Origin of the sequence: Micromonospora taraxaci, assembly GCF_007830095.1 — a bacterium.
Lineage (GTDB): Bacteria > Actinomycetota > Actinomycetes > Mycobacteriales > Micromonosporaceae > Micromonospora > Micromonospora taraxaci.
In genome coordinates this window covers 1526623-1544133 of record NZ_VIWZ01000001.1, presented here as the reverse complement: position 1 = coordinate 1544133, position 17511 = coordinate 1526623, and the positions used below count along the sequence as shown (strand labels likewise).

General features: G+C 70.1%; 18 protein-coding genes. 11 read left to right on the top strand and 7 right to left on the bottom strand.

What is annotated here, in order from left to right; translation table 11 throughout:
* Window positions 1-70: 70 nt before the first annotated feature.
* The 4 genes from FHU34_RS07290 to FHU34_RS07270 all read right to left on the bottom strand — a co-directional run bounded on the left by FHU34_RS07290 (window position 71) and on the right by FHU34_RS07270 (window position 4402).
* Window positions 71-1060, bottom strand: a complete 990-nt coding sequence (locus tag FHU34_RS07290; protein WP_088987946.1) for a sigma-70 family RNA polymerase sigma factor — start codon at window positions 1058-1060, stop codon at window positions 71-73.
* Between the two features lie 383 nt (window positions 1061-1443).
* On the bottom strand, window positions 1444-2400 hold the full coding sequence (locus tag FHU34_RS07280; RefSeq protein WP_145779273.1) for an N-acetylmuramic acid 6-phosphate etherase: 957 nt from the start codon (window positions 2398-2400) through the stop codon (window positions 1444-1446).
* On the bottom strand, window positions 2397-3311 hold the full coding sequence (locus FHU34_RS07275) for a MurR/RpiR family transcriptional regulator (protein ID WP_088949842.1): 915 nt from the start codon (window positions 3309-3311) through the stop codon (window positions 2397-2399). Before FHU34_RS07275 ends, FHU34_RS07280 begins: the two co-directional genes overlap by 4 nt.
* A 74-nt stretch (window positions 3312-3385) precedes the next feature.
* Window positions 3386-4402: an NAD-dependent epimerase/dehydratase family protein gene (locus FHU34_RS07270; protein ID WP_145779272.1), complete on the bottom strand. Its 1017-nt coding sequence runs from the start codon at window positions 4400-4402 to the stop codon at window positions 3386-3388.
* Window positions 4403-4562: 160 nt separating this feature from the next.
* On the opposite strand from FHU34_RS07270, the gene FHU34_RS07265 reads away from it, so the two are divergent.
* Window positions 4563-5252, top strand: coding sequence for an SDR family NAD(P)-dependent oxidoreductase (locus tag FHU34_RS07265; protein WP_145779271.1), 690 nt, complete (start codon window positions 4563-4565; stop codon window positions 5250-5252).
* On the opposite strand, the gene FHU34_RS07260 is transcribed toward FHU34_RS07265, so the two are convergent.
* On the bottom strand, window positions 5237-5905 hold the full coding sequence (locus FHU34_RS07260) for a dTMP kinase (protein ID WP_145785470.1): 669 nt from the start codon (window positions 5903-5905) through the stop codon (window positions 5237-5239). The two genes, FHU34_RS07265 and FHU34_RS07260, sit on opposite strands and share 16 nt — an antisense overlap.
* A gap of 182 nt (window positions 5906-6087) precedes the next feature.
* Here FHU34_RS07260 and FHU34_RS07255 point away from each other — a divergent pair, with 182 nt between their 5' ends.
* The 5 genes from FHU34_RS07255 (at window position 6088) to FHU34_RS07240 (ending at window position 8502) form a co-directional block, all read left to right on the top strand.
* Window positions 6088-6672 (top strand): nucleotidyltransferase family protein, encoded by a 585-nt coding sequence (locus FHU34_RS07255; protein WP_145779270.1) that lies wholly within the window; start codon window positions 6088-6090, stop codon window positions 6670-6672.
* A complete protein-coding gene (locus FHU34_RS07250; protein WP_145779269.1) occupies window positions 6669-6944 on the top strand; it encodes a hypothetical protein in 276 nt (91 codons plus the stop codon). The genes FHU34_RS07255 and FHU34_RS07250 overlap by 4 nt, the downstream gene beginning before the upstream one ends.
* Window positions 6945-6954: 10 nt before the next feature.
* The gene (locus tag FHU34_RS07245; RefSeq protein WP_145779268.1) at window positions 6955-7731 is read left to right on the top strand and encodes a metallophosphoesterase family protein; all 777 of its coding nucleotides are present in this window, start codon (window positions 6955-6957) and stop codon (window positions 7729-7731) included.
* Window positions 7722-7865 carry a GPGG-motif small membrane protein gene (locus FHU34_RS32865; RefSeq protein WP_007464364.1) on the top strand — a complete coding sequence of 48 codons (144 nt, stop codon included), beginning with the start codon at window positions 7722-7724 and terminating at the stop codon, window positions 7863-7865. Before FHU34_RS07245 ends, FHU34_RS32865 begins: the two co-directional genes overlap by 10 nt.
* Window positions 7866-8007: 142 nt before the next feature.
* On the top strand, window positions 8008-8502 hold the full coding sequence (locus FHU34_RS07240) for a TspO/MBR family protein (RefSeq protein ID WP_145779267.1): 495 nt from the start codon (window positions 8008-8010) through the stop codon (window positions 8500-8502).
* A 55-nt stretch (window positions 8503-8557) separates the two neighbouring features.
* On the opposite strand, the gene FHU34_RS07235 is transcribed toward FHU34_RS07240, so the two are convergent.
* Window positions 8558-9331 (bottom strand): M23 family metallopeptidase, encoded by a 774-nt coding sequence (locus tag FHU34_RS07235; RefSeq protein ID WP_145779266.1) that lies wholly within the window; start codon window positions 9329-9331, stop codon window positions 8558-8560.
* A 250-nt stretch (window positions 9332-9581) separates the two neighbouring features.
* Here FHU34_RS07235 and FHU34_RS07230 point away from each other — a divergent pair, with 250 nt between their 5' ends.
* The 5 genes from FHU34_RS07230 (at window position 9582) to FHU34_RS07210 (ending at window position 15841) form a co-directional block, all read left to right on the top strand.
* The gene (locus tag FHU34_RS07230; RefSeq protein WP_145779265.1) at window positions 9582-10928 is read left to right on the top strand and encodes an ABC transporter substrate-binding protein; all 1347 of its coding nucleotides are present in this window, start codon (window positions 9582-9584) and stop codon (window positions 10926-10928) included.
* Window positions 10929-10998: 70 nt separating this feature from the next.
* The gene (locus tag FHU34_RS07225; RefSeq protein WP_145779264.1) at window positions 10999-12045 is read left to right on the top strand and encodes a carbohydrate ABC transporter permease; all 1047 of its coding nucleotides are present in this window, start codon (window positions 10999-11001) and stop codon (window positions 12043-12045) included.
* 1 nt (window position 12046) lies between these two features.
* On the top strand, window positions 12047-13015 hold the full coding sequence (locus FHU34_RS07220; RefSeq protein ID WP_145779263.1) for a carbohydrate ABC transporter permease: 969 nt from the start codon (window positions 12047-12049) through the stop codon (window positions 13013-13015).
* Between the two features lie 69 nt (window positions 13016-13084).
* On the top strand, window positions 13085-14131 hold the full coding sequence (locus tag FHU34_RS07215; RefSeq protein ID WP_145779262.1) for a LacI family DNA-binding transcriptional regulator: 1047 nt from the start codon (window positions 13085-13087) through the stop codon (window positions 14129-14131).
* Window positions 14132-14164: 33 nt separating this feature from the next.
* Window positions 14165-15841: a glycoside hydrolase family 13 protein gene (locus FHU34_RS07210; protein WP_145779261.1), complete on the top strand. Its 1677-nt coding sequence runs from the start codon at window positions 14165-14167 to the stop codon at window positions 15839-15841.
* Window positions 15842-15972: 131 nt separating this feature from the next.
* Here the strand turns inward: FHU34_RS07210 and FHU34_RS07205 are convergent, their stop codons facing one another.
* Window positions 15973-17427 carry an MFS transporter gene (locus tag FHU34_RS07205; RefSeq protein WP_244311576.1) on the bottom strand — a complete coding sequence of 485 codons (1455 nt, stop codon included), beginning with the start codon at window positions 17425-17427 and terminating at the stop codon, window positions 15973-15975.
* Window positions 17428-17511 lie beyond the last annotated feature (84 nt).

Here is a 17511-nt window from a genome sequence, read left to right as displayed (position 1 = left end):
ACGTCAGAAGACGGTGAACGGCCGGCGTCCCCCTATCGGACGCCGGCCGTTCGCCGTCATTACTACCAGGTCAGGCTGCCTGCAGCCCCTCTGCCCGGGCCAGCTCACGCAGCCGGCCGAGCGCCTGGATCTCCAGCTGTCGAATCCGCTCGCGGGACAGCGAGAACCGGGAGGCGACCTCGGTGAGCGAGTGCTCCCGGCCGTCTTCCAGCCCGTAGCGGGCCCGCATGATGCCGGCGGACCGGTCGTCGAGGTGGTTGAGCAGCCCCTCGATGCGCTGCCGCTCCAGACCGCTGAGGACGATGTCCTCCGGCGACGGGGCGTCACTGTCGGCGACCAGGTCACCGAGGTTGGTGTCGCCGTCGTCGCCCACCGGGGTGTCCAGCGAGACGGTGTCCTGCGACCAGCGCCGCAACTCGTTGACCCGCTCGACGGTGACGCCGAGCGCTGCCGCAATCTGCTCCGGCTCCGGGTCGCTGCCCAACTCACGGGTCAACTGCCGAGCCACGTTGCGCATCCGGTTGACGTCCTCCACCAGGTGCACCGGCAGACGGACGGTGCGCTCCTGCTGGGCGATCGCCCGGCTGATCGCCTGGCGGATCCACCACGTCGCGTAGGTGGAGAACTTGTAGCCGCGCTCGTAGTCGAACTTCTCGACCGCCCGGACCAGGCCGGTGTTGCCCTCCTGGATCAGGTCCAGCATGGGCATGCCCGAACGCACGTAACGGCGGGCGATCGACACGACCAGCCGGAGGTTGGCGCGGATGAAGAGGTCCTTCGCGCGCTCCCCCTCGACGACCAGCCACTCCAGGTCGGCCCGGTCGACACCGGCGGGAACGGCATCCTCACCGAGCAGGTGCTCGGCGTAGAGGCCGGCCTCGATCGCCTTGGAGAGATCGACCTCCTTGGCGGCGTCCAGCAGTGGCGTCCGGGAGATCTCGTGCAGGTAGACGCCGACCAGGTCGCGCTCCTCGGCAACCTCGTCGGTTCGCATGCCGATGTTCTTGTCCACGTTGCCCACGGTCCCCTCGCTCGCGCCGGTTGCCCGGTTCCTTGCCATTCCCCACGTCCGTCAACCCCTGGTAACTTCTGCTGTGCCCAGCGGTGCTGACACCTACACAACAGATGAGACGTGTCGGGGATTCCGTCTCGTGAGTCGAAAGTGTCACGAATGCCTGAGTACTAGCTGAGAGCACGGTCCATGTTTGCTGTCAGCACCCCGTCGGGCGGCTCTCCGTTGGGCACCACGCACGGGTCACCGCACCATGGCAACACCGCCAGCCGTGGGGGCACAGCGACCCGGGTCACCACCACGCTGCGATCCTGGTCACTGGCAGATACGCAGCGGCGGACCGGTCGGTTCATCCATCGGGAGTGTTATTACCCCCCGGCCAGATGAACAATCCGAGGGGCCTTTCGCTTCCCGCTCCCCCGGAGCGGGCGTCAGCGGGCGAGCAGGGCGAGGGCGCCGCGTACCTGGTGGGCGGAACGGGCCAGCGCGGCCCGGGCGGCGTCGACCTCGGCCCCGGAGACCAGGGAGACGAGCGCCGTCTTCAGGTCACCGCCGGCCTCCGCGAGGGCTTTCTGGGAGACCTGCTCGGAGCAGCCGGTGGCCTCGACCAGAATCGAGATCAATCGTCCGCGGAGCTTCGCGTTGGTGGCGACCATATCGATCATGAGGTTCGAGTAGACCCGACCCAGTCGCACCATCACGGCTGTCGAGAACGCGTTGAGCACCAACTTCTGCGCCGTGCCCGCCTTCATCCGGGTCGACCCGGTGACCACCTCGGGTCCGGTGTCCACCCCGATGAACACGTCGACCGACCGGGCGGCCTCCGCCTCCGGATTGGCGCAGAGCAGCACCGTCGAAGCACCCTTGGCGTGGGCCGCGGCGAGCGCCCCGAGGACGTACGGGGTGCGTCCGCTGGCCGCCAGGCCGACCGCGACGTCACCGGCACGCACGCAACTGGCCGCCTCGACCGCTCCGCCCCGGTCGTCGTCCTCGGCGTCCTCGACGGCCCGCCACATGGCGTCCGGGCCACCGGCGAGGTGGGCGCAGAACCAGTGCCGGGGCGAGTTGAAGGTGGGGGCCAGCTCGGCAGCGTCGAGCACACCGAGGCGGCCGGAGGTGCCGGCCCCGAAGTAGTGCACCCGGTGACCGCCGCGCAGGGCCGCGACTGCCAGGTCGACGGTGGCGGCGATCTCGTCGAGCACCGCGGCGACCGCCGCCGGCACCCGCCGGTCCGCCTCGTTGATCACGGTGAGGACGTCGCGGGTCGACATCAGGTCGAGGTCGACGCTGAGGGGGTTGCGCCGTTCGGTGGGGGCGCCCACCCGGACGGTGGGGCGGGCGGGTGACGCTGGCATGTCCTTGTCCGGTTCCACCGCCCCGGCCGTCATGCCCGCCTCCGGTTGGCACCCACCCGGTGCGACTGGACCGCCTCGGCGGTCGCCTCGAGTGCCTTACGGGCCCGGGCCCGGTTGCGGGCCGCCACGCCGACGAAGAGGCAGTCGACCACTGTGAGCTGGGCCAGCCGGCTGGCTGTCGCGCCGGAGCGGTAGGTGGTCTCGCGGGCCGCCGTGGTCAACACGAAGTCCGCCACGTCGGTGATCGGTGACCGGGGGAAGTTGGTCAGCGCCACTGTGACGGCACCCCGCGTTCGGGCCTGCTCCAGCACCTCGATCACGTCGGAGGTGGTGCCGGTGTGCGAGATGCCGATCGCCACGTCTCCCCGGCCGAGGAGGGCCGCGGAGGTCAGCGCGGTGTGCACGTCCGGGAAGTAGAAGGCGATCCGGCCGATGCGGTGCAGTTTCTGCTGGAAGTCCGAGGCGACGAACCCGCTGGCGCCGGCGCCGTAGATGTCGATCCGACCGGCGCCACTGATCGCCTCGACCACCTGCTCGCAGACGGCGGGGTCGAGTTGCTCGGCGGTCTCCTCGACCGCTCGGGCGTCGTTGAACGCGATGGTGGCGATGATCTGTGCGAGGTCGGCACCGGGCGGGATGTCACCGCCGACCACCCGGGCGTCCGGCGGTTCGATCCGGCGGGCGGCCTCGGCGGCGAGGCGGATGCGCAGTTGGGGGTAACCGTCCATGCCCACCGAACGGCAGAATCGGATGACGGTCGCCTCGGATGTCTCCGCTGCGGTGGCGAGGTCGGTGATGGTCCGCCGCGCGGCGGCAGCCGGGTCGGACACGACCAGCCGGGCAACCCGCTGCTCGGCGGGCGACAGCGATGGCAACAGCCCGCTGATGTGGACGATGAGCCCACCGGGCTCCTGACTCGCAGAAATCTTCGGACTCTTCGCCACGGATGAAACTTACTTTCACCAGGCGTGAGCGTCAACTATGACTGTCCGGGTGGGGGAAGTGTCGGCAGCCGGGATCACCGGTCCCGCACAGCCTGCCACTCCCGCAGCACCGCCGCCTCATCCGCCGGGTCGAGACCACCCTGCCGTACGGCGTCCGGCTGTGCTGCCATCCAGGACGCGGTCGCCCGAACGGTGTCGGACAACGGACGGACCGCCAACCCGGCTGCCAGAGCCGGTCGAGCGTCGCGGTCCATCAGGCCACCGGACTCCGGCAGTCGCACCCAGAGCGGCAGTGCCCGCTCCCCCGACCACTCGCGCACATCGTGCGAGGTCAGGAAGTCCTGATCGACCCAGGTCACGGCGGGGTCGGCCACGTCCAGCCCGGCGGCCACCCCGGCCAGGAAGTCGGCCCGGGTCATCGCCGGCCCGATGCCGTCGTACGTGCCGCCGAGGCGGGTCCCGGCGGCGTGCAGCAGCCAGCTCGCCAGATCGGCGACGTCCACGAACTGCACACGGTCGGTCGGGCGTCCGGGCGCGAGGATCTCGCCACCGGCCCCCAGCCGCCGCACCCAGTACGGGAAGCGGTCGCTCGGGTCCTCGACGCCGACGATCAGCCCCGCCCGGCAGATGAACGACCGGCCGACGCCCACCCGCTGCCGAACCGCCTGCTCGATGCTCACCTTGCACTCGCCGTACCAGGTGTGGTCCGGGCCGACCGGTCCGTCCACGTCCGGCGGGGCCGCTGCCAGCACCGGCGCGTCGACAGCGGTCTGGCCCGGGGTGGTGTTGTCGGCGTACACCGAGATCGTCGAGACGAAAGACCAGTGGCCGACGTGGTCGGCGAGCGCGGCGAGCGCGTGCCGGGCGTGGCTGACCTGGCGGGTCACGTCGATCACGGCGTCGAAGCCGTCGCTGGCGAGCGGCACCAGCGCGTCCGGGTCGTCCCGGTCGACCGGCACCAACGTGGCCCCGGCCGGAACGGCGCCGGACACACCACGAGCGGCGCACGTGACGTCGTGTCCCTGCGCGACGGCGAGCCGGGCCAGTGCCCGCCCAAGGAACCGGGTGCCACCGAGAATCAGAATCCGCATCCGCCGATCCTGCGCCCCCGACCGCCCCACGACCCAACCACTCTGCCGACGGCAGACCTCGATCATGACGTTGTCGCCACCCGGCTCGGCGTGTCGCGGCGAAAACTTCATGATCGACGGAGGGGGCGCGCGGGGAGGGGGTGGGGGTTAGCGTGGGGGGATGGTGGTGGGCAGTGTGTTGGTTACCGGCGGGAGCGGCGGGCTGGGCGGGGCGGTCGTCGCCTCATTCGTCGAGGCGGGCTGGCGGGTGGTCGTACCGAAGCGGGATGCCCGGCCCGGGTCGGAGCCGGCGGCTGGTGTGGTTCGACTGGTCGCGGACCTGAGCGATCCGGTAGACGTGACGCGGGCGGTCGATGTCGCCGCCGGCGAACCCACGGCGCCGCTGCGGGCCGTGGTCAACCTGGTCGGCGGGTACGCCAGCGGTGGCCTGGTGCACGAGACGCCGGTCGAGGTCTTCGAGCGGATGCTCGCCGTCAACCTGCGGCCGACCTACCTGGTCACCCAGGCCGCGCTGCCGCACCTGATGTCGACCGGTCAGGGCGCGGTGGTCTGCGTCTCGGCCCGCGCGGCGGTCGCCCCGTTCCCGGGCGCGGCCGGCTACGTGACGGCCAAGGCGGCGGTGCTGGCCTTCGCCAACGCGGTAGCGGTGGAGTACCGGCACCGTGGGGTGCGCTGCAACACAGTGCTGCCCAGCGTCATCGACACCCCGGCGAACCGGGCCGCCCAGCCCGACGCCGACCACTCGCGTTGGGTGACCCCGGCGGAGATAGCCCCGGTGATCCGTTTCCTCTCGTCGGCGGAGTCCGCGCCGACCAGCGGCGCCACAGTGCCGGTCTACGGGCGGGCCTGAGTCGCCAACGGGCCCGCGTCCCGCGGCTGGTCCGAGGAGGGCGGCAGCCAGGTCTCCAGGTGCGCCTGGATCTGCTCGCTGACCTCCTCGGCCGGGCGACCCGCGTCCACGAGCACGAAACTCGGGTATTCGGGGAGGGCCCGGTAGGCGGTGTCGGCGGCGGTCAGCCAGCCCATCGTCTCGTGGTCGGTGCCGCGCTCTTCGATCCGCCGGTACGCCTCCGCCGGGTCCACGGAGAGCAGGAAGGTCACCTGCGGCGTCGGGAAGAGCCGGTAACCGGCCCGCGCCAGCCGCTCCCAGCGTTGCCCGCCGTGTGCGCGGATGCTCGCGTACTGGCAGGCCGAGTAGCGGTCCATCACCGCTGTCCGGCCGGTGAGCAGGCAACTGATTAGAGCGACGGCGATCGCGAGCCAGCGCAGCACGGACTCCACCGCCAGTACGCCGTCCCGCCCGACGAGCCGCTGCGCGTCGGGTCGGCCGAGCCGATGGGCGAGCCGACCGAGCCATCGCCGTCCGCTGGCGTTGCGCCGGTACGTCGCCGGGCGGCCGGCCGCGGTCAGCGCGTCGGCCAGTCGGTGCGCCTGGGTGGTCTTGCCGGAGCCGTCGATCCCGATCAGGGCGACGGTGCGCAACCGGGCCCTGCGTCGACGCATCCCCGATGATCTGGCCACCTTCCACAGGCTATCCGACCCACGCACCTACGCCGCGAGGTTTGTAGTGGTTCATCCCTGTTGACACCTGACCGCGACGCCAGCAGGTGTGGCCGACCGGAATGCCGGGTACCGGAGTTCGAAATCCAACCGCCGGTCCACCTATACGACGACGGGAGAACCAGATGGCTGAGCGCGGGGACGAGAGTCTGGTGCACACCCTGAAAAAGGTCGCCGCCGTGCTCAAGCAGTCCGAGATTCCGTTCGCCCTGGGCGGCAGCTTCGCCGTCTACGCCCACGGAGGCCACTCCAGCGACCACGACGTCGACTTCCTGATCCGGGAGACCGACGTGGAGCAGGCGCTGGAAGCACTGGTGGCCGCCGGGTTCGTGGCCGAGCGCCCACCGGAGGACTGGTTGGTCAAGGTCTTCGACGACGGCCGGATGGTGGACCTGATCCACCGGCCGATCGAGACGCCGGTGACCGAGGAGACGTTCGCCGACACAGTCATCCGGCCGGTGGACGCGATCCACATGCCGGTCCTGTCGGCCACCCAATTGATGGTGCACAAGCTGCTGAGCTTCTCGCAGCACTACTGCGACTTCGCCCGTGGCCTGCCGCTGGCCCGATCGCTACGGGAACAGATCGACTGGGAGCGGGTACGCAAGGAGACGCAGCACTCGCCGTACGCCGAGGCGTTCCTCGTGCTGCTGGACCGGCTGGAGGTGGTGCCGGGCACCGGCACCCCGACCGGAGAGGGGACATCGTGACCCACCATCGCGACATCGACGCCGGGCCACCGGACGAGTACGTCGAAGCGGAGATCCAACGGCTCCTCGCCGAGGACCCCGCCGTCGCCGAACAAGGGATCACCGTGGTCCGCCGGGAACGCGCCATCGTGCTCAACGGCGAGGTGGAGAGCCCGCACCGGCGCGAGGAGATCCTGCGCCGGGTGTCCGAGCGTTTCCCGGACGTGCCGATCACCAGCGACATCGGGGTGATCCGCACGCACGCGCCCACGGAGATCGAGCAACTGCCCTGAGGGAGGTTCCATGGTGATCCGGATCGCCGCCGTGGGCGACGTACATCTGGACGAGGACGTGGTCGGACGGTTCCGCCCCGCGCTGGAGGAGCTGCCGGACTGCGCCGACGTGCTGCTGCTGGCCGGTGACCTGACCCGGCACGGCACCGAGGCCGAGGCGCGCTGCGTGGCGGAGGAGTTCGGCGGCCTGGCCGTGCCGGTGGTGACCGTGCTCGGCAACCACGACCACCAGTGCGACCAGGTGCCGCAGGTGGTCAAGGTGCTGGAGGACGCGGGCATCACAGTGCTGGAGGGCAACGGCGTCGTGCTGGACTGCGCCGGCGGCCGGCTCGGCATCGCCGGCGTGAAGGGCTTCGGCGGCGGGTTCGCCGGGCGGTGCGCGAGCGACTTCGGTGAGCCGGAGATGAAGGCGTTCGTCCGGACCACCAACGAGAGCGCCGAGAGCCTCGGCACTGCGCTCCGTTCGCTGGACTGCGACATGCTCGTCGCGCTCACCCACTACTCACCGGTGCCGGACACGTTGGTCGGCGAACCGCTGGAGATCTACCCGTTCCTGGGGTCGTACCAGTTGGGGCAGGCGATCGACTCGGCCCCCACGGCGCTGGCCCTGCACGGGCACGCGCACGCCGGCACCGAGCGCGGCACCACCCCCGGTGGGGTACGCGTCCGCAACGTCGCGCACCCGGTGATCAAGCAGGCGTACAGCGTCTTCCACGTCGGCGATCAACTTGACACCGACCAGGTTTCCGCGATCGGCCAGTCGGGTAGTCAGAGGTCATGGAGCTGATTCTCTGGATTCTCGCAGTCGTACTCGTGGTCGCCGGCATCCTCGCGCTGTTCCGCCGGCAGATCCTGTGGGGCATCGTCCTCATCGTTGTCGGGCTGTTGGTCGGCCCGGGTGGTGTCAGCATCTTCAATTGACGCGCTCACTTCCTAACACCGGGACCCGCCGGGGTCGCCGTGACCGGAACTCCGTCCTCCCGACAGGAGCACCGGTGGCGGCGATCCCGGCGCTTTCTTGTCTGGGCGGTTTGACCCGGCGCGATCCGGAAACATCTTGATTATGGAGACATCTCGGGACGCTCCGACGGCCTTGGGCCGGCGACAGTGGTGGGCCCTCGCCGGTTTCGCGGCGGCCGTCTTCGTCGCGGCCGCCATCGGCGGGCTGGGCGTGCAGGGCACCACCGACGAGTACGCGAGCCTGCGGCAGCCCGGCTGGGCGCCGCCCTCGTGGCTGTTCGGCCCGGTCTGGTCGCTGTTGTACGCCCTGATCGCGGTTGCCGGTTGGCTGGTGTGGCGGCGGGTGGGCTTCTCCCTCGCCCTCTGGGCGTGGACCGCCCAACTGGTGCTCAACGCCATCTGGACGCCGCTGTTCTTCGGCGCGGGCCGCTACGGGCTGGCGTTCGCCGAGATCGTGCTGATGTGGTTGGCGATCGGCCTCACCGTGGTGCTGTTCGCCCGGGTGACCCGGGTCGCGGCCGCCCTGCTGCTGCCCTACTGGGCCTGGGTCACCTTCGCCGCCGCGTTGAACCTGTCGATCTGGCAGCTGAACTCCTGATCCGGAGGGTCTCCGACGGGCGGTGCGCCCGCCGGAGACCGTCGTCCCGTCGCACTCAGCAGCGGGGAACGCCCGGGATGTAGCCGTCGTGCCCGGTGTACACGTACGCGTCGGCGATGAACCTGCCGGAGCCGATCCGGTCCCAGATCGAGCTGGTGCCGTACGTGCCGGTGACAGTGGTGCCACTGGTCTGGCAGGCGATGGTCACCCGGGTGCCGTCGGCGACGGTGCCCACCGAGGCGTACCCGGTGCCGGGGCCGGACCGGACGGTCAACGCGGTGCCGCTGGTGTCGACAGTGCCGTTGCCACTGCCCGAGGAGCACCCGTTGTCGCTGGTGTAGGTCTTGGTGCCCCAGTACAGGGCGAGGGCGCCGTTGAAGCGCGCCTGGATGTCGCCGCCGTTGAGGCGCTGCTCGTAGTGCAGGTGCGGGCCGGTCGAGCCACCGGTGCTGCCGACCCAGCCGAGCACCTTGCCGTAGCCGACAGTCTGGCCGACGGAAACGTTGAAGCCGTTGAGGTGGGCGTAGTAGGTGCTGTAACCGCCCCCGTGGTTGATTCGGACATATTTGCCGTAGCTGGTGCCGCCGAGGTCGGTCACCCGGTCGACGGTGCCGGGGGCGCTGGCCACGACCGGGTCGCCGAGGTCGTCGGTGCGGTTGAAGTCGATGGCGTTCGCCGGGCTGTGACCCGTCCGGGTCTGCCCGGACCAGGACTGGCCGCACGGGAACGGCACCTTGAAGGTCGGTGCGGCCAGCGCCGGGCTCGCCGGCGTCAACACGCCTCCGACGAGCAGACCCGTCACCAGCAGGCTGATCCACCGCTTTCGCATACAGCTCCTCCTATGTCGAAAACCTTCGATGAGGTGGCCCTAGCCTGACAGATATCGTCAATCTTCGAAAGAGCCCATGATCCTTGCCGGGAGCGCGCCCACCAGGCAGCCCGCAGGTTTCCGGATTGTTACTCGCTCGTGTCTGACAGGGGGTGGACCGGGCCGGATGCAAGCGCTTACATGTGTGCACGCCCAATCGGACCGGCGACGGGTCACCAGCACGACCGCGCCGGCTAGGAAGGAGGACGGCATGGCGGTCTTTACCAGACCACGCCAGGCCTTCGTGATCGCCGGCGTACTCGGGCTGGCGTTCAGCGCCACCGCCTGCGGCACCGGCGGCGACAAGAAGAGCAGCAACGCGGGCTCCGCGGAGTGCGCGGCATACGACAAGTACGAGGGTCACGACGGCAAGAAGGTCTCGATCTACGCGTCCATCCGTGACGCCGAGGCCGACCTGCTGGAGCGCTCCTGGTCGCAGTTCACCGACTGCACCGGCATCGAGATCGCGTACGAGGGCAGCGGCGAGTTCGAGGCGCAGCTCCCCGTCCGGGTCGACGGTGGCAACGCCCCCGACATCGCCTTCGTGCCGCAGCCCGGCCTCGTGAAGCGGTTCGCGGACGCCGGCAAGCTGAAGTCCCTGAGCGCCGACACCAAGGCCCTCGCCGAGCAGAACATGCCGGCCGACTGGCTGAAGTACGGCACCGTCAACGGGACGCTCTACGGCGTGCCGCTCGGCGCCAACGTGAAGTCCTTCGTGTGGTACTCGCCGAAGACGTTCAAGGAGAAGGGCTGGGAGGTTCCGACCACCTGGGACCAGCTCATCGCCCTGAGCGACAAGATCGCCGCCAGCGGCACGAAGCCGTGGTGCGTGGGCGTCGAGTCCGGTGACGCCACCGGCTGGCCGGCCACCGACTGGATCGAGGACGTGATCCTGCGGACGCAGGGTCCCGAGGTCTACGACCAGTGGACCACCCACGGGATCCCGTTCAACGACCCGAAGATCGTCGACGCGGTCGACCGCGCCGGCAGCATCCTCAAGAACGAGAAGTACGTCAACGGCGGCTTCGGCGGCGTCAAGAGCATCACCACCACCTCCTTCCAGGAGGCGGGCGTGCCGGTGACCACCGGCAAGTGCGCGATGCACCGGCAGGCGTCGTTCTACGCCAACCAGTTCCCCGAGGGCACCAAGGTGGCCGAGGACGGCGACGCGTTCGCCTTCTACTTCCCGGCCATCGACCCGGCCAAGGGCAAGCCGGTGCTGGGCGCGGGCGAGTTCGTCGTCGCCTACGCCGACCGTCCCGAGGTCCAGGCGGTGCAGACCTACCTCGCCTCGGCGGAGTACGTCAACAGCCGCGCGAAGCTCGGCAACTGGGTGACGGCGAACAACAAGCTGGACATCGCCAACGTGGCCAGCCCGATCGACAAGCTCTCCGTCCAGATCCTGCAGGACAAGACCGGTACCTTCCGCTTCGACGGATCCGACCTGATGCCGGCCGCCGTCGGCGCGGGAACGTTCTGGAAGGGCATGGTCGAGTGGCTGAACGGCAAGCAGACCGGCCCGGTGCTCCAGGGCATCGAGAGCAGCTGGCCTAAGTGATCCCGGCGGTGGCCCGGCCTGCGTTCGCGGGCCGGGCCACCGGCCGAGGTGGACCCGAGAGGGAGGGTTGATGGGGTTCGACTTCGCCGATGAGCAGCCGAAGCTCCTCATGCTGATGTACGGGCTGGTCGCCTTCGTGGTGGTGGTGGGCGGTCTGCTCCTGCTGCTCGACGTCGTGCCGGCCTGGTTCGCCCGGAGACGGGAGGCGCAACTCGTCGCCGCCTCGGCGGGTGGGGCCCCGCTCCCCCGCCGGACCAAGCCGCGGGAGGGCCTCTTCGCGCTCTTCTTCCTGCTGCCGACGCTGTTGCTGCTCCTCATCGGCCTGGTCGTGCCGGCCATCCGCACCATGCTGCTCTCCCTGATGGACGGGAGCAGCACCAACTGGGTGGGGCTGCGCAACTACGGCTGGATGTTCTCCGACGACTCGATCGTCCGAGTTCTAATCAACACCCTGGTCTGGGTGCTCCTCGTCCCCCTGGTCGCGACCGGCTTCGGCCTGCTCTACGCCGTGATGGTGGACAAGGCCCGGTTCGAGGCGGTGGCCAAGTCACTGATCTTCCTGCCGATGGCCATCTCCTTCGTCGGCGCCAGCATCATCTGGAAGTTCGTCTACGCCTACCGGGGCGAGGGTGACCAGATCGGTCTGCTCAACCAGATCGTGGTCAGCCTCGGTGGTGAGCCGAAGCAGTGGCTGCTCGAATCACCGCTGAACACGCTCCTGCTCATCGTCATCATGGTCTGGATCCAGGCCGGTTTCGCCATGGTGGTGCTCTCCGCCGCGATCAAGGCGATCCCCGGCGACATCGTGGAGGCCGCCCGCCTCGACGGGGTCAGCCCGTGGCAGATGTTCTGGCAGATCACCATGCCGAGCATCCGGCCGGCCCTGATCGTCGTGGTGGTGACCCTCACGATCGCCACGCTCAAGGTCTTCGACATCGTCCGGACCTCGACCAACGGCAACTACGACACCAGCGTGATCGCCAGCGAGATGTACAACCAGGCGTTCCGGTACGGCCAGAACGGGCAGGGTTCCGCGTTGGCGGTCTTCCTGTTCATCCTGGTCATCCCGGTCGTGATCTACCAGATCCGCAACCTCCGTCAGCAGCGGGAGGGCTGAGATGACCACCGCAACGCCCACCGTCGCCGCCGGCACACAGAAGACCGCCGGCACCCCGTCCAGCACGGCCGGCAGGGTCCGCAAGCGGCTCAACAGCCGCACCGCGACGCTCGTCTCGATCGTCATCGCGGTGGTCTGGACCGTCCCGACCTTCGGCCTGTTCATCTCCTCCATCCGGCCCGAGGACGAGATCAAGACGACCGGCTGGTGGACCGCGTTCACCAACCCGCAGTTCACGTTGGAGAACTACGAGCAGGTCCTGTTCGGACGGTCGTCGTCCTCCGGGCAGCTCGCCAGCTACTTCATCAACTCGCTGGCCATCACCATCCCGTCGGTGCTCTTCCCGCTCGCGTTCGCGGCCCTCGCCGCGTACGCGCTGGCATGGATCAACTTCCGCGGCCGGGACTGGCTCTACATCGCGATCTTCGCCTTGCAGATCGTCCCGTTGCAGATGGCCCTGGTGCCGCTGCTGAAGTTCTTCTCCACCGGTGTCACCCTCGGCGGCGTCACACTGATGCCGGCCTGGGACCTGGTCGACGAACAGAAGTTCGCCCAGGTGTGGTTCGCGCACACCTGCTTCGCGCTCCCGTTCGCCGTCTTCCTGCTGCACAACTTCGTCTCGCAACTGCCCTCGGACCTGATGGAGGCGGCCCGCGTCGACGGCGCCACCCACCCGAAGATCTTCCGGACCATCGTGCTGCCGCTGATCACCCCGGCGCTGGCGGCGTTCGGCATCTTCCAGTTCCTCTGGGTCTGGAACGACCTGCTGGTGGCGCTGATCTTCGCCGGTGGCGGCAACGAGACCGCCCCGCTCACCGTCCGGCTGGCCGAGATGGCCGGCACCCGGGGCAACGAGTGGCAGCGACTCACCGCCGGCGCGTTCGTCTCCATCGTCGTACCGCTCATCGTTTTCCTGTCCCTGCAGCGTTTCTTCGTGCGAGGTCTGCTCGCCGGCAGCGTCAAGGGCTGACCCGCTTGCCCGCCGCCGCCTGGCCCCTCGGGCGGCGGCGGGCGCGCCGGGCACCGAGCGGGGGAAACCGTGACGAAGATTGATGATGTGGCCCGGCTGGCCGGCGTGTCCACGGCCACCGTCTCGCGGGCCCTGCGCGGGTTGCCGACGGTCTCGGCCGCCACCCGACGCCGAGTGCTCGCCGCCGCCGAGCAGCTCGACTACGAGGTGTCGCCGAGCGCGTCCAGGCTCGCCGGTGGCCGGACCGGCACCGTCGCCGTGGTGGTTCCCCGGATCACCCGCTGGTTCTTCAGCACCATCGTGGAGGCGGTCGAGGAATACCTCCACCAGTCCGGCTACGACCTGCTGCTCTACAACCTGGGTGGTCGGGAGCAGGTCCGCCAGCGGGTCCTGCGGACCGCCAACCTGCACAAGCGGGTGGACGCCATCATGCTGGTCGCCACCCCACTGCGGCCAGCCGACCTGACCGCGCTGGCCGCCCTGGAACTGCCCGGGGTGACCATCAGCTCGGGAAGCAGGGTGCCCAACTGGCCGTGCGTACGCATCGACGACGTGGCCGCCGCCCGGGCCGCCACCCGACACCTGATCAACCTCGGCCACCACCGGATCGCGCACATCTCCGGTGACCCGGACGACGAGTTGGCGTTCACCACCCACCTCGACCGCCGCCGGGGCTACCAGGCGGAGTTGCGGGCCGCGGGCCTGCGGCCCGATCCGAGCCTCGACGTCGAGTCCACCTTCACCATCGACGGCGGCACCCGGGCCACCGCCGAGTTGCTGGCCCGCGGTGACCCACCGACCGCCATCGTCGCCGCCTGCGACGAGATGGCGATGGGCGCGATGACAGCGCTGCGCGACGCCGGACTGCGGGTGCCACAGGACGTCAGCGTCATCGGCATCGACGACCACGACCTTGCCGGCATGCTCGGGCTCAGCACCATCGCCCAGCCCGCCGCCGAGCAGGGCCGACTGGCCGCCCGGATGCTGCTCGACCCACTCGAAGCCCGACCCCCGGGGCCCATCCCGGGTCAGCAGAGCGCCGACTGCGAGACATCGGTGATCCTGCCCACTCGGCTGGTGGTCCGGGAGTCGACAGCACCACCACGGGCACACTGAAAACCTAACCACAGCGCGACACGGGAGAAGACCCTGAACACCGATCCGACGCAGCAGACCCCCTCCGGTCACCCGGTCACCGGCTGGTGGACCGAGGCGACCATCTACCAGATCTATCCCCGCTCGTTCGCCGACTCGGACGGCGACGGCATCGGTGACCTTCCCGGCATCACCGCCCGCCTCGACCACCTGGTCGAGCTGGGCGTGGACGCGGTGTGGCTCTCCCCGTTCTACCCGTCGCCGCAGGCCGACGCCGGTTACGACGTGGCCGACTACCGCGACGTCGACCCGCTGTTCGGGAGCCTCGCCGACGCGGACAAGCTGATCGCCGAAGCCCGGTCCCGCGGCCTGCGGGTGATCGTGGACCTGGTGCCGAACCACACCTCCTCGGCACACCGCTGGTTCCAGGAGGCCCTGCCCACCCCGCCCGGCAGCCCGGAACGGTCCCGGTACATCTTCCGTGACGGTCTCGGCCCCGACGGCGAGCAGCCGCCGAACGACTGGCAGAGCGTCTTCGGCGGCCCCGCCTGGACCCGCACGGTGGACCCGGACGGGCAGCCCGGCCAGTGGTACCTGCACCTCTTCGACACCGGCCAGCCGGACCTCAACTGGGACAACCCGGAGGTCCACGCGGAGTTCCTGGACGTGCTGCGGTTCTGGTTGGACCGTGGGGTGGACGGCTTCCGGGTCGACGTGGCGCACGGCCTGGTCAAGCAGGCCGACCTGGCCGACTGGCAGGAACCGCAGGAGATCCTCTCCGGCAACGAGATCGACAAACCGCGCCCACCAATGTGGGACCAGGAGGGCGTGCACGAGATCTACCGGCAGTGGCGGCAGGTCCTGGACAGCTACCCGGGCGAGCGGGTGCTGGTCGCCGAGGCATGGGTGGAACCGGCCGAGCGGCTGGCCCGGTACGTGCGGTCGGACGAGATGCACCAGGCGTTCAACTTCGAGTACCTGCTCGCCGCGTGGACCGCACCGGCGCAGTACGCGGTGATCACCCGCTCGTTGGAGGCGACCGACTCGGTCGGCGCGCCGACCACCTGGGTGCTGTCCAACCACGACGTGGTGCGGCACGCGTCCCGCCTCGGCCTGGCGATCGGCGGTGGCCGCCCCAACGGCATCGGCATCGGCGACCCGCAGCCGGACGCGGCACTCGGCCTGCGCCGGGCCCGGGCAGCCACGCTGCTGATGCTCGCCCTGCCCGGCTCCGCGTACCTCTACCAGGGCGAGGAGCTGGGTCTCCCCGAGCACACCACGCTGCCGGACGAGGCCCGGCAGGACCCGACCTGGGCACGCACCGGGCACACCCAGCGCGGCCGGGACGGCTGCCGGGTACCGATCCCGTGGGAGGCCGACGCGCCGTCGTACGGCTTCGGGCCCACCGACGCGAGCTGGCTGCCGCAGCCGTCGCTCTGGGCGGAGTACGCGCTGGACCGCCAGCGCGACGTGCCCGGCTCGACGTACGAGCTGTACCGCACGGCGCTGCGGCTGCGTCGCGCCCACGGGCTGGGTCGCGGCACCCTTGAATGGTTGTCCTCCGGCGACGAGGTGCTGACCTTCCGCAACGGCGAGCTGACCGTGCTGACCAACTTCGGCGAGACCCCGGTGCCGGTACCGACCGATGCCGAGGTGCTAGCGAGCAGCGCTCCCCTGGAAGACGACGGCGCCGTCCCCACCGACGTGACCGTCTGGCTGCGCACCGCCTGACCCGAGCCGCTGAGGGGCCAAGATCCGCGCAACATCAGGGATGTTGGCCCCTCCTGCTCGCCCGAGGCAGCACTTTCCCTGATGTTGCGCGGATCTTGAGGCGTGGGACGCGCGGGCGCGGCGCGTGGGAGTCAGAGGCGGTCGGCTCGGGTGTGCAGCAGGTCGTGCACGTTCTCGATGTCCGCCGGTGAGGTTCGCGAGGCCAGCCAGTACATGACACCCGTGGGAATGAAGAAGAGCTGGAACGCGGCCAGCCCGACGGCGAAGTTCAACGGCGGCGGGAATGCCGCGCGCAGCCCCTGGAACGCCACCCCGACCAGCCCGTTGCCGGCCGCCCGACCGACCCCGTTGACCAGGTTGCCCAGGCTGTAGACAGTGCCCCGGTGCTCCGGCGGGTTGACGTCGGCGATCAGCGCGAACCAGTTCGGCGAGTTGGCCGACGTCAGCGCGAGCGCCACGATCGCGGTGAGCAGGCTCAGCCCCACCGACGGCTCGGTGAAGACGCTGGACAGCACCGCGCCGACCACCGCGCCGCCGCTCGCGCCGTCCGGCACGTCGATGGTCACCGGGACGAAGAACAACACCAGGTAGAACGGCAACGCGGCGAGGATGCCGACCGCGGCGACCAGGGCGCGGCCTCTCGGCGTACGCCGTTGCAGCGCGTCGCCGACCAGCCCACCGACGATGGAGAGCACCCCGCCGAGTTGGAACAGCGTGGCGAAGACGCTGCCCACCACCACCGCCGTGGACGACGAGTAGCCCTGGGCCTCGGCTCGTTCGGCGAAGAGCACCGGCAACCACACCAGGGACCCGAAGGCGGCCTGTGCGGTGAGGCCCTGCAGGATCAGCCACCGGTTGGTGCGTCGGGCCAGGATGCGCGGCAGGTCGGCACGGCTGATCCGGTAGTCGTACTCGGCGCCGGCGTCCAGCCGGTCGGCCAACTCCGGTTCGCTCTGGCCGCGCCGGATGTCGTAGGTGAACAGGTAGGCCACTGTGGCGACCAGGCCGACGCCGGTCAGGATCAGGAACGGCCGCCGCCAGTCCGTCGCGCCGAGCAGCCCTCCGAGGAGGGTGCCCGCCAGGGTGCCGATCCCCTGGGAAAGCCCCCAGAAGCTCATCACCAGCCCGCGCCGGGTCGGTGAGATCAGGTCGGTGACCACCGAGAAACCGACCGAGCCGACCGCACCGAGGCCGACCGCGGCGACCAGTTGCCCAGTGAAGAACGTCAGGTAACCGCCGGCGAGCGCGCTACCGCCGGTACCCGCCGCCCACAACAGAGTGCCCACCATGAGCAGCGGCTTACGGTTGGTCCGGTCGCCGACGTACGCCCAGCCGACGGCTGCCACCGCGCTGACCAGGAAGCTGAGGGCGGTGACCAGACCGAGCAGCCGCCCCGACACGTCGAACGCGTCGGAGATCGGGCCGTACAGCGGCGGGACCAGCCCGATGGCCACGTTGTCCAGTGAGGCGAGCAGCACGAACACCACGACGCTGTACAGCCGGTGCGCCGGGCCGCCGCCCCAGCCGTGCGGGCGTCGGCCGGGCTGTTGCCCGCCCCGGCCGGGCCCGCCACTGGTCACCGTCATGACCGGCAGCCAACCAGACGCGGCTGAGGAGGTCGTCACGCGGGTGGGTGCCGGTCAGCTTTCCCGGGCACCCACCCGCGTCGA